The organism is Flavobacterium reichenbachii (genome assembly GCF_002217435.1).
In the GTDB taxonomy this organism is placed as follows: domain Bacteria; phylum Bacteroidota; class Bacteroidia; order Flavobacteriales; family Flavobacteriaceae; genus Flavobacterium; species Flavobacterium reichenbachii.
In genome coordinates this window covers 63,068-75,449 of record NZ_MUHF01000010.1, presented here as the reverse complement: position 1 = coordinate 75,449, position 12,382 = coordinate 63,068, and the positions used below count along the sequence as shown (strand labels likewise).

At 33.2% G+C, this 12,382-nt stretch carries 8 protein-coding genes; 3 read left to right on the top strand and 5 right to left on the bottom strand.

What is annotated here, in order from left to right; all coding sequences use genetic code 11:
• Window positions 1–126: 126 nt before the first annotated feature.
• Window positions 127–2,901, bottom strand: coding sequence for a TonB-dependent receptor (locus B0A68_RS10360; protein ID WP_035681837.1), 2,775 nt, complete (start codon window positions 2,899–2,901; stop codon window positions 127–129).
• 233 nt (window positions 2,902–3,134) lie between these two features.
• On the opposite strand from B0A68_RS10360, the gene B0A68_RS10355 reads away from it, so the two are divergent.
• The 3 genes from B0A68_RS10355 to B0A68_RS10345 all read left to right on the top strand — a co-directional run bounded on the left by B0A68_RS10355 (window position 3,135) and on the right by B0A68_RS10345 (window position 6,559).
• Entirely contained in the window at window positions 3,135–3,818 is a 684-nt protein-coding gene (locus B0A68_RS10355; protein WP_026983516.1) for a response regulator transcription factor, read from the top strand.
• Between the two features lie 199 nt (window positions 3,819–4,017).
• Window positions 4,018–5,097 (top strand): sensor histidine kinase, encoded by a 1,080-nt coding sequence (locus tag B0A68_RS10350; RefSeq protein ID WP_035681841.1) that lies wholly within the window; start codon window positions 4,018–4,020, stop codon window positions 5,095–5,097.
• A 169-nt stretch (window positions 5,098–5,266) separates the two neighbouring features.
• Window positions 5,267–6,559 (top strand): porin, encoded by a 1,293-nt coding sequence (locus B0A68_RS10345; protein WP_035681844.1) that lies wholly within the window; start codon window positions 5,267–5,269, stop codon window positions 6,557–6,559.
• 133 nt (window positions 6,560–6,692) lie between these two features.
• Here the strand turns inward: B0A68_RS10345 and B0A68_RS10340 are convergent, their stop codons facing one another.
• The 4 genes from B0A68_RS10340 to B0A68_RS10325 form a co-directional block, all read right to left on the bottom strand.
• Window positions 6,693–7,763, bottom strand: a complete 1,071-nt coding sequence (locus B0A68_RS10340; protein ID WP_035681846.1) for a glycosyltransferase — start codon at window positions 7,761–7,763, stop codon at window positions 6,693–6,695.
• A gap of 246 nt (window positions 7,764–8,009) precedes the next feature.
• Complete coding sequence (locus B0A68_RS10335) at window positions 8,010–8,519, bottom strand: hypothetical protein (RefSeq protein ID WP_035681849.1); 510 nt, start codon at window positions 8,517–8,519, stop codon at window positions 8,010–8,012.
• A 63-nt stretch (window positions 8,520–8,582) separates the two neighbouring features.
• Window positions 8,583–12,014 carry a hypothetical protein gene (locus tag B0A68_RS10330; protein WP_035681851.1) on the bottom strand — a complete coding sequence of 1,144 codons (3,432 nt, stop codon included), beginning with the start codon at window positions 12,012–12,014 and terminating at the stop codon, window positions 8,583–8,585.
• Between the two features lie 95 nt (window positions 12,015–12,109).
• On the bottom strand, window positions 12,110–12,340 hold the full coding sequence (locus B0A68_RS10325) for a DUF5808 domain-containing protein (RefSeq protein WP_035681854.1): 231 nt from the start codon (window positions 12,338–12,340) through the stop codon (window positions 12,110–12,112).
• Window positions 12,341–12,382 lie beyond the last annotated feature (42 nt).

Here is a 12,382-nt window from a genome sequence, read left to right as displayed (position 1 = left end):
CAATACATTAAGTATATTGGGGTAAAAAGAAACCTGCTTAATATAAAATTTACATTGCGTTATTATAAATAAAAAAAGGTGATTAGTTAATACTAATCACCTTTTATGTATTTATGGTTTTATTTTTTAGAATGTATAGTTTAAAGTAATTCTAAAATCTGAACCTGCTTTGTATGAATTTGCAGTAATATCACCAACAGATTCTTTTCCAGGTACTTTTCCTTGCTCTTGTACACGTTTGAAAGTTGGATTCAGAATGTTATTGTAAATAAGACCAAGTTTAAGGCTTTTAGTCAAACTTGTATTAGCAATAAAGTCTAATTTATTTACAGCTTTATCAACCAGGTTTCCTACTCTTGAAGTTCCAATTACGGCTAATTTATCTGAAAAATAAGAATACGATACCGTTGCACTGAAATCTTGTCCTTCTCTGAATTCATTTAAAAATGATAAGTTAGCATTGGCAAGAAAATCAGAAGCTCCTGTTAATTTACTTTCTGTAAAAGTAAAGTTTGCTCCAAAATCATTTTCGTCGTTTACTTTATCGTTGCTTAGATCTTGGTTTGTGTATAAATATGATCCGTTTGCGTCAAAAGAAAGTTTTGTCTTTAGACCATCATTTTTTTCAATTGTAAAAATGTCTTTTCTAAATTCTACTTCAACTCCTGCTACCGTTCCTTTATCTCCTGTGTTTGCATAAGAGATATCATTTGAAGAAGAGTTAAGGAACATTTCGTTGATCGGGTTTTGAATAATTTTTCCAAATGCAGTTACAGAAATTAACTCTCCTGCTTTTGGGAAATATTCCCATCCTAAATCAAAGTTGTAATTTGTCGAAGCGTATAAATTAGGATTTCCTTCGTAGGCTTGTGCAACATCTTCGTAAATAATTGGCACTTTTTCTTTAAACTGAGGAAGCGTATAAGTTTTACTTGCAGAGAATTTTAAATTTTGTTTCTCATTCAAGGTATACTTTGAAATTAAACTTGGTAAAATATTAAACTTTGAATCATTAGAGCTGTCGCCATCAGGAACTGTAGTTGTAATATAAAAAACATTCTGAGTCAATTGTTCCAGTCTTGCACCTAATATCACACTGAATCTTTCAGTTAAAGAATACTGAACATTAGCGAACGCAGCATTAATATCTAAATTTCCATTGTACAATTGTTTAATTCGGTTTGAGTAAGAAGAACCCCAATGTGCAGGATCTAAATAATTGTCTACATTATGTATGTCTTCTTTAGGAAAAGAAATTGTAGTTCTGCTCGGGAAGAATGAATATTGTTCCATGTTGTAATCTACATCTTTGAATTTTCCTGAATAACCCACAGTTATTTTCCCTTTGTAGGTATCATCGCTTTTTTTGTTGAAATTATATGATAATGCAATATTTGCAGCGATTTCGTTTTCCTTTAAGTCTTGAAAAAACCTGTGATTGTTGATGTTAGAGTTGGTGAAAAACGTATAGTCTACACCATTAGGAGCGTGAACAAAAGAGTTTTGCATACGATCCGGAATTGCACTGTTAGACATACTGTATCCTACACCCCAGTTTAAATTCCATTGATCGTTGAATTTGTTTTTTCCTGTTAATTGGTTCACAATTAATTGAGTTCTTTCAAAAGTTCCACGTTTGATAAAACCTGTAATTTGTTGAAGAGCGTTTCCGCCACCGTCAAAATTCTGGTTTGTTCCTTCGTACTCACTATAATCCTGATCACTTGAATTTAAGAATAAAGAAGTAAAGAAGATTGAGTTTTTGTTGTTGATTTTATAATCAGCAGTACCCATAACAGTTGTTGTAGTGCTGTGTTTGTAAGCTGTTCTGTTAAAGTCAGAAAATATATCTCCGTCAGAAGTAATTCCTCCTCTGCTGTATCCTTCAGTGTATTTATTTTTTGCACTAAATGAACCCGTAACAAAAGTACCAATTGAACTTTCGTCATTTATATTAAATCTTTTACCGGCAGATAAAGTATAGAAAGCATTCAATACATTTTTGTTTTCCTGTCTGTCCCAGCTTGTTGTATAACTGTATGGTTGTAATGGAGCATTAGGAACTCCAACTTTTTTAAATCCGGTATAAGAAGGTCCGTCTTGCAGATAAAAATGATCCTGTCCTAAAACATTTGTGTTAGCACCAGCTCCAATAGAGAAACTAACAAAAGGTTTTCCGCTGAATCTTTTTGCACTGATATCAATATTTGCTCCACCAAAATCGGCATAGTTTTGAGCCTCAAAAGTTTTGCTGATTCCAATGTTGTCAACAATATTTGTAGTAAAGATGTCTAAAAGTATGTTTTTGTTTGCCGGGCTGTTTGATGGTAAAGGAAGGCCATTTAGAGTAGTAACATTATAACGATCTCCTAATCCTCTTACGAAAACATTTCCTGAGTCATCTTGTTTAGAAATTCCACTAACTTTTGCAACTGCGTTTGCTACATCGTTAACCCCTTTTCTAGATATTTCATCTGCTCCAATTGCAGTTTTAAAAGCAACAGCATTTTTTTGGTCTAATAATAATGCAGATTCTTTTTGTTTATTTGTAGCAGCAGATTTTATTACAACATCTTTTAGTGTATAACCTCCAGAAGAAAGCACTTGATTTAATGTTGTTGTTTTACCAGCTGAAACAGTTACAGGCTGTTCTACAGATTCATATCCTACGAAACTAAAAATAACTACATAATTTCCAGGATTTACATTTACAGAATATTTTCCGTCAATGTCGGTATTTGCGCTAATATTTGTACCTTTAATTAAGACATTAGCAAAAGGCAGAGCGGCGTTGTTCATTTCCTTGTCGGTTAGAACTCCAGAAATCGTACCTTTGTTTTGTGCGATCGAAATCGTACAGATAAATAATGCAATAAATAGAAATTTTAAATTGAATTTCATTTCAGTGTTGTGTTTAATTTATTTTTGTGCAAAGAAATAACCACACCGTAAAGTTCATGTTACGCACTTGTTATGTTTTTGTGTCTTCAAGATTATCAAATTGTTATGAGATTAAATTACCGTTAACAGCATTATTTACCGCTTCGTTTATTAGTATATTTACCCTGTGAAATAAAAAACATCAGGTATTTAACAAAGAAAATTTGATGTAAGAATCTCAATTTTTGCTATTTATGAAAAAAACACAAACCAAGATTTTATTAGTTGACGATGAACCAGATATTTTGGAAATAGTTGGCTATAACCTTGCTCAAGAGGGCTATCAAATTGTAACTGCGTCTAACGGAAAAGATGCAATAGCAAAGGCTCAAAAAGAATTACCAGATTTGATTATTATGGATGTGATGATGGCTGAAATGGATGGTATGGAAGCTTGTGAACACATCAGAAAAATTCCTGAATTAAATAATGTTATCATAACATTTCTAACAGCGAGAAGCGAAGATTATTCACAAGTTGCTGGTTTTGATGCAGGTGCAGATGATTATATTACCAAACCAATAAAACCCAAATTATTGGTCAGCAAAGTAAAGGCTTTGTTAAGAAGGTTAAAAGAACAAGAAGTGGTCAGCGATACTCTAAATGTTGGCGGAATCGAGATTAACCGAGAAGAATATAAGATCATAAAAGGCAACGTAGAAATTGCTTTACCAAGAAAAGAATTTGAATTGTTTTATTTACTAGCCTCAAAACCAGGAAAAGTTTTTAAAAGAGATGAAATTCTCGATAAAGTCTGGGGTAATGAAGTAGTAGTGGGCGGAAGAACAATCGACGTTCACATCAGAAAACTGCGCGAAAAAATTGGTGAAGATCTTTTTAAAACCATAAAAGGAGTAGGTTATAAATTTGAAGTTTAGACATTCAATACATATTTGAACCATATAAGTGATATAAGTTCAATTAAATTGTTGCCTGTAAATTTTAAAAATTATTATATTTAGCACATGTAAACAATGTTTATATGTGCTAAGTCATTTATAGTCAAAAGTAAAATGAACTTATATCACTGATATGGTGAAAAAAATAATCCATTAATGGTTAATTGCTTTAATTTCAATGAAAATTAATTTTAAAAAAACATACAAATTTGCTGTAAAATCGGCATTATATATAAGTCTTTTTGCAACAGGATTTGTGTTAATGTTAATGTCTCTTTTCTACAAAAATCAACTGCAGCATCAAGTAGCTTTTGGAATCATCTTCATTATCTGCATTTACATATTTTCTTTTCTGGTTTTGCAGTATCGCGTAGAGCGTTTTATCTACAGAAGGGTTAAGAAAATTTACGATGACGTTTCCTTATTAGAGTCAACAACCCTTATCAACCAGCCGATAACGACAGATATGGAAACACTGTCACGCGAAGTGAAAAAGTTTGCCACCGATAAAAAACTTGAAATCGAAATGCTGGAAATTCGTGAGCAATACCGCAGAGAGTTTCTGGGCAATGTATCTCACGAACTAAAAACACCTTTGTTTACCGTTCAGGGATATGTTTCTACATTGCTCGACGGCGCTATGGATGACAAAAATATTAGAAAAAAATATCTAAAACGTGCCGAAAAAGGAGTAGAGCGTCTTATATATATTGTAGAAGATCTAGACATGATTACAAAATTAGAATCTGGAGATTTAGATTTGGTAATGTCTGATTTTAATATTGTTGAGCTGATTCAGAATGTTTTTGATTTATTAGAAATGAAGGCTGATAAAAAGAAAATCAAATTGGCGTTTGAAAGCAAGAATGTACAATCGGTTATTATTCGCGGTGATCAAGACAGAATACAGCAGGTTTTAGAAAATCTGATTGTAAACTCTATTAAATATGGTAAAGAAGGAGGACTAACAGAAGTTGGAGTTGTAAATCTAACTAAGAAAAAAGTCTTAATCAGAATCAGCGATAATGGAGAAGGTGTAGAAAAACAAAATATTCCAAGACTTTTTGAACGTTTTTACAGAGTTGATAAAAGCGGAACACGCTCAGAAGGCGGTTCTGGTTTAGGATTGGCAATCGTAAAACATATCATTGAAGCACATAAAGAAAAAGTCTATGTAGAAAGTGAGTTCGGAATTGGTTCTGAATTCTCTTTTACGCTGGAAAAAGCACATAAAACAATAAAAGCTGATGTTAAGTAAATGTCAGCTCTTATTCTGTAACCCGCATTACAAAAGGATTGTTTAGCGTAAGTCATATTTAGCTAACAATTTAGAAACAAATCTTCTTATTATGGTAACACCTTGTTAATGATTTCTTAACATAGGTGACACATCTTTGCATCTTGAACTTAAGTGCGTTAGAGAAAAAATGATAAAAAGAAAATTAATTACACTTTTATTGCTGATTTGTGCTGCAGTAAATGCTCAGGAACTACAGAAAGAAGATGTCAAAAAAGAAGTTTTACGTCTCTTAGATTCAATAAATAAAGCAAAACTTCCAGATACAAAATCTGGAGTAAGCGAAGAGCATTGGTACGATAGAATCTCTTTAAGAGGTTATGCACAAATAAGATACAATGGTTTGTTTTCTACAAATGACAAAGTTTCGTGCGAACAATGTGATAAATCCTGGGGAACTACTTCTACAGCTCCAGATGCAAAATCAAACAACGGTCTTTTTATCAGACGTGCCAGATTAGTGTTTTCAGGGCAGGTTCATCCTAATGTTTTTTTCTATTTTCAACCCGATTTTGCCAGCTCTCCAAGTACAGGAATTCAAAATTTTGTTCAGATTCGAGACCTTTATTTTGATCTTTCATTTGATAAGAAAAAAGAATATCGTGTTCGTATCGGACAAAGTAAAATTCCATATGGTTTTGAAAATATGCAGTCGAGTTCGCAGCGTTTGACTTTAGATCGTGCCGATGCTATTAACAGTTCGATAGCTAACGAGCGTGATTTGGGAGCATTCTTTTATTGGGCGCCAGCCGAAATTAGAGAACGTTTTGCAATGCTGGTTAAAGACGGATACAAAGGATCTGGAGATTTTGGGGTATTTGCTTTTGGAGTTTATAACGGACAGATCGCAAATAAAATTGACGGAAACAGAGATTTGAATGTTGTAGCAAGAGTAACCTATCCGTTTGTTATTGGAAGTCAGATTATCGAACCGGGAATTCAGGCTTATACAGGAAAATGGGCTTTTACCGGTGAAATTTCATCCGGCGTTGCTGTCGATGATCCGCAATATGTAAAAGATCAGAGAGTAGGAGCCACTTTTGTTTTGTATCCAAGACCTTTCGGAATCCAGACTGAATATAATGTGGGTACCGGACCGCGTTACAACCCGCTTACGAATGCAGTTGACGAGACAGACTTAAACGGTGGTTATGTTTTGTTGAATTATAAATTAGATTTTAAAAAACAGCATATTTATCCTTTCGCAAAATTTCAATATTACGACGGAGGAAAAAAATACGAAAAAGATGCCAGAAGTTATGTTGTAAGAGATTATGAATTTGGAATAGAATGGCAGCCAATTAAAGCATTCGAACTTACGGCAGAATATGTTATTGCAGACAGAAATTTTGTAGACAGCGCACTTCCTGTCAATAGACAACAAGGGAATTTGTTGAGATTGCAGGCGCAGTTTAATTTCTAAAAAAATAAAAATCCGTATTTATCTGTGTCTTCACGATAGTGAATCAGTGTAATCTGCGTCTGTAATCAGAAACATAGATTAAACGGATTTGCATTCGCAAAAATGCTGATTAATACGGGTTTTATTATTGAAATTATTCTTCAAAAACCGAAAATAACGAATCCCAGTCGATATCATTTTTAAACTGTGCTAAACCTTTAAACGATTTTACTTTCGAAAGATCTTCAATAGTAAAGTCGTCCTGCATTGCGTACGGTACCAGATTTTCTTCCTGAAGTTTTATCGCCAAATATTCCTGTTCGTATTGTCCCGGCGTCGGAATAAAAAAAGCTTTTTTACCCAGTTTAGCCAAATCCATTACAGTGGTATAACCAGAGCGGCACAAAACAAATTCACTTTCGTTAAAGGTTTGTTCCAGCTGTTTAGAATTCATAAAATTATAAAAAGTAACATTTCCAGATTCTAATTTAGTCTGCGTTTTTTCTACAACACCTTGTACAAAGACCACCTTGCCGTCAAAACCTTTAATTTCCTGCTGCAGTTTCTCATCCAGATAAGTACGCTGCGGTTCTGGTCCCGATAAAATAATCATTAAATCAAATACTTTGGGAGTTTCCTTTTTTTTCATTCTGCTCAAAGGACCAATATATTTTAAATTGAGATGATTGGTTTTAAGATGTCCCAATTCGCCTGTCAAATTAGTTTCTCCATCCGAGTCAGGAACCCAGCATTCGGTATATTTTTTTATAAAGTATTGATGACATTTACTGGTAAACCAAGTCGTATTTCCAGTCATTACATTTAGCTGATGCGTCATAAAAACCGAAGGAATCTTTCTGCTGAAAACCCCAAGACGGTTGTCCGAAATAATTCCGTCAATGCCGTGTTTTCTTATCCAGCTGTTTACCATTTTTTTCTCATCCAAAATCGCGGTGATCATCTTCGGTAAGTTCTTAATCAGTTTCCATTTAAAGTTTTTACCATTTTTAGCATATTCAATATGGTAAGAAGGCAATTCTAAAGTCTGAATGTATGGAAATTCTTTTCGGAGCAAAGCCAATGCAACTCCGTCAGAAGCAATAATCGGAATGAAATTGTTTTCTTGAAGCGCCTTAATAATAGGAATACATCTTGTGGCATGGCCTAATCCCCAGTTTAATGGAGCTACTAAAATAGTTTTGTTCGCAGAATAGTCAATGCTCATAGTTTAACGCTTTTTAAAAACGAAGATAAAGAAATATGTTTTCTGTGTTATTTTGTAGATATTACTAAATTATTAACTCTATTAATTGTTTAAAGCTTCATTATATACATAAAGATCTAGATAATTGTAATTATTTAGAAATGTAAAGTTACTTGTATGTTAAGAGCAATTAGACTTTTGGGTCGTTGCAGGACATAAAAAAAGAGCTGATCAAAACAGCTCTTTTTAAAATATTCAAAAATGATATTATTCTTGAATATAAGTTTTATTTCCGTTTTTGTTAATGTAATATTTACCGCCTTTTGGTCCGGTATATACTTTTTTTCCATTGTATTCTCCAGTAACTTTATCCGCTACTTTTGGAGCTTTTTCATTCGTTTCTTTCAAAGATTTAGCGCTTGACTTTTTAGTTGCCGCGGCATCTTTTTTGGCTGTTTTTGATGCATCATCAGCTTTTGTTGCTGCTTTTTTTGCTTTCGCAGCATCGCTTTTTGCCTTTGTCGCTTCTTTGTCTGCTGTTTTTTTAGCAGCGTCTGCCGTTTCTTTTTTTGCATTTGCTGATGCTTCATCCGCTTTAGCTGCTGCCTTTTTAGACTTTGCTGCTTCTTTTTTTGCATCTGCTTTTGCTTTATCTGCATCCGTTTTTGCTTTTTTAGCAGATGCTTCTGTCTTGCTCTTCGTAGTTTTTGCTGTTTCCTGACCGTAAAAATTGCTAGAAAAAACAACCATAAAACACAGTAATAATAATTTTTTCATGTGGTTAAAAGTTTAAATTTCAATTAAAATTAAGCAATTTATTGGTACGTTTATCGCAAAGCATTAAAAATAAGCACGAAGCTGTACATTTCCGGTATGAACCGTTGATCCGGTCTCGCTTTTACGGCCTTGGTAGTTTAAATTGACATCTAAAAACTGCGTTATATTCTTCTGCAGAAGCAGTTTCCAAACTAAGTTAGATCCAGCCTGAAGCCCTTCCAACATTTGAAAACCTACAGAAGAAAATTCATTTCCTGTAAATTTATTTTCATAAAAAGAAAACTCTCCATTTACTGTTATTTTTCTTTCGCCGGCAAACGAAAAAGAAGTTCCGATCCTGTTTTGTACTAAAGTCTCCAAATTTCCGATTTGATTTTCTTTATTCTGTAATTCATAAAAGAAATCTAAACTTGTGTTTTTTGAAAATAAATAACTGATTTTTGGTGCTATTTGATAACCCGTCAAATCATAGTTTTTTTCAACAAAATCTTCCGAAACCAATGTTGTTTTAATCGTTTTAGTGAAGAAATTAAACAGCCAGCTTTTTTGATATAAATGCGTATACTGCAATTGATGCGAATTGTTTCTTACATCCTGCGAGCCTATAGAAAGCAGACTTTTTCCTTTATTTATTAAATAAGAATAAGTTACAGAATGTTTTTGTTTCCCTCTATTATAGTATAAACTATTTCTAAAGCTGGAATTTAATCCTAATATATTTTGTTCAGAAGAATCAAAGGGATTTAACTCTAAACGTTCGCCGCTGCTTTTTACTTTTCGGTCCATAATAAACGATGTCTGATTATAAAAATAAGACAACAATTTTTTAAACCCCTGATCGTTCTGCCATTGCAGCGGATTGATTGTAACAGACTGCGAAAATTTATTTTGATTGGTCTTAATATAAATCTGATTTGGCAGAAATATTCTAACATATTTTGCCTGATCAGGAAATGCGGCAATTTCAAACTCTTCCAGTTCCTGAATACCGTTGCTGTTGTAATCATTCCAGGTATAAACTCCTTGTCCCGTCGGAACTTCAATATACGTAAATTCTTGTTGTGCAATAGTTCCTGAACTCGTTTCGTAAGCACTGCTAATTTGCATTAATTGATTAAAAAAACGGTCATTGTATAAAATCCTGGAATTTAAAGAAGGCTCTTTTTTTCGTGAAACATCTACGAAATCCAAAGTCCTGTAGCTGGCATAAACAGCCAGATCTGTTTTTTTATTCTGAATCAGTTTTGATCTTAAATAATAAGTCTGTGAATTGTTTACATGCTGTAATAATCCGTTTTGAAGACTGTCATTACGACGACGCAAAAATCCTAATTCTACATAAACTTTGGTACTGTCGCCGCGTCCTAAAAAAGATCCATATTCTGTAAATCGTTGGCTTAAAGCCGAAAACTGATTGGTTATTTTATCTTTCTCCTGATTGTCTTCAATCTGCAGACTTGCGCCAATCCAGTTTTTGCCAAAATGATATTTGGTTCTCGTTTGATTTCGAATAAATTTAGAAGTAGAAACTGTTGCATCAGAATTTAAAAAACTTCCCTGATTTTCTATTGTCCAGTTTTTTAGTTTAAAAAGCGCCGATGTCGTATGTCTGGATCCCGAATAACTTTCTGTAAAATCTAATTTCTCAAACTGATACGTAAATAATCCAATATTGGTAGAAGTCTTTTTTGCAAATAAATCAAAATTCAGTCCCGTTACCAAAAGGCTTTGATTGCCCAGAAGAGTAGAATTCAAATTCCAATCCCGATTGAATTCGATATTATACAAACGTTCTACAGATCTAAAATTTTCCTGAACAAATTGATAATTAGAGAAAACATCCAAAGTCCAATCTCTTGTAAAAAGGCGTTTTTTAATATTTGTTTTCAAAGCAATTCCTTTATTATCAGAATCGTCAATTCCAGAAAACAAATTAAGGTCATTGTTGCTCACCGCAAGTTCAACATCTATTAAAGTTTTTTCGTCAGGATTATATTTTCCTAAAAAAGTCGCCACCTGTAGTTTTATCGGAGCAGCAAGTTTTACAATTGGTTCGTAATTTCCTTGTAAAACACCATTTACCGGTGGCGCATATTGATAGATACGTTCTACAGAATTGTTGTTTTGTATGGTGTAGTTTCCCAGATTATTTCCCGCCAGACTAAACTTTACATTATACAAAACATCGGCCGGATTATTAGAATATTCGTAAACTTCAATTCCGTTAACAATTGTTTTTCTGTACAGAATTTTATTCTCTGCATAAGTATCTTCGTAAGCAGATGGTGCAGTCATTAAATTCGGATTATCTCCTGCCTGACCTAAAATCTGAACTTGTTCTGTAGAAAGATTTTGCTGTAAAGGCTGGTTTTTTAAATCATTTTCAGAATAAATATAACCCCCAAAACTCCAGTTTTTGTTTTCATGCGAGGCACCGGCGTAAGTTACCAGTCGATTATAATTTCGTTCAGAATATTGATATTCAACGTTAATCCTCATTTCTGAAGTTATAGTAAAAAGGGAAGTAAAAACAATTTCGCCAGCATTATAATCAATAACATAATCGTTGTTTTCGCCTCGTTTCAGCAAAACACCATTTACGTAAACGCGCTCAGAACCCGAAATCACCAATACATACAATTCACCATTCTGGCCTTTTAATTTGTACGGACCCTGATTTCCTTCCTGACCAATAAAAGTACTTTTGGCATACTGGCCTTTTACAAAAGCAACCGAGGCAAAAATATTAGTTTTGCTGGTTTCTGTATCTATGTCAAAATTTGTCGACAGACCCTGCACTTTTTTATTAAACCGTAAAAATTGCGTTTTTCTGTTTTCCAGAAATACATCGCCTGCGCGAATGTTCCATTCATTGCTGAAAAGTTCCATAAATATATTATCAAACTGATCTAGTTTTTGAGAGTAACCCCCATTTTGCAGCGGAATATTATTGTCTTGAAGTGAAGCTCTCAAGCTTATCTTGTCGGATATTTTTCCGGTAATTTGTAAGTCTAAATTAGAATTTAAAACCGTGTTTTGATTATTTCCCACAGTAACGCCGCGTGTAATACTTCCAGAAGTCGTTAAACCGTCAAAAGGTGTGGTTTTTTTTATATTAGTATTTTCGATTTTATACAACTTTTCAGTTCCGGCATCATTACTCACAACCTGATTAGATTTGTAGAGGCCATATTCTTTGGTTAGAAAATCAGGATATTTTAAATAATTTACAATTAAAGTATCAGAAGTAATAGTAAGATTTTCTTTGAGAAGTAAAGTTCCTTTTTTGAAATCAATTTTATAAAAAGAAGTGTCTATGGCTTCGTTTTTAGTATTCAGAATTTGAAAAAAACTCGAATTAATACTAAATTCTTCCAGACGTATAGTGTCTTTGGTGATAATTACTTTTTTTGTTTTGTACGACGATTCTGTTTCCTGAGCAAAAAGACCAGAACAGAAGAGAAACACCGCAGGAAACAGTAATTTTTTCAACATAAATACTTTAACTCTAAAAAGCCAAAAGTAGTATTTATAATTGGTAAATTATAAGACAGGTAAGATGGTTTGAACAATGATTAAAGTAAGTTGTATTATGGGTTTGTTAATTTTCCTAAAATGAAAATTACAGCAATTAAAACAAAAATCATAAAAAGCGAATTAGGATTTGCGAAGTTAATTGTCCATCCGAGTTGTTTAATTCTTTTGGGAGGGAAAATTCGATAGTCTTCCGGATTATAATAAAAAATGCCCCATTTCCAATTGTTTGGGTCTTTATGCCATCGATTTTTAGTTTCTTCACTAGGATTATTGTGTATTCCCATAATTTCAGAAATTAAATTATTTGGATATTCAGTTTTATAAAG

Bases quoted from the DNA above. Each gene is read 5' to 3' on its own strand.
- B0A68_RS10360 (WP_035681837.1), bottom strand. From the start codon at position 2,901: ATGAAATTCAATTTAAAATTTCTATTTATTGCATTATTTATCTGTACG.
- B0A68_RS10355 (WP_026983516.1), top strand. From the start codon at position 3,135: ATGAAAAAAACACAAACCAAGATTTTATTAGTTGACGATGAACCAGAT.
- B0A68_RS10350 (WP_035681841.1), top strand. From the start codon at position 4,018: ATGAAAATTAATTTTAAAAAAACATACAAATTTGCTGTAAAATCGGCA.
- B0A68_RS10345 (WP_035681844.1), top strand. From the start codon at position 5,267: ATGATAAAAAGAAAATTAATTACACTTTTATTGCTGATTTGTGCTGCA.
- B0A68_RS10340 (WP_035681846.1), bottom strand. From the start codon at position 7,763: ATGAGCATTGACTATTCTGCGAACAAAACTATTTTAGTAGCTCCATTA.
- B0A68_RS10335 (WP_035681849.1), bottom strand. From the start codon at position 8,519: ATGAAAAAATTATTATTACTGTGTTTTATGGTTGTTTTTTCTAGCAAT.
- B0A68_RS10330 (WP_035681851.1), bottom strand. From the start codon at position 12,014: ATGTTGAAAAAATTACTGTTTCCTGCGGTGTTTCTCTTCTGTTCTGGT.
- B0A68_RS10325 (WP_035681854.1), bottom strand. From the start codon at position 12,340: ATGGGAATACACAATAATCCTAGTGAAGAAACTAAAAATCGATGGCAT.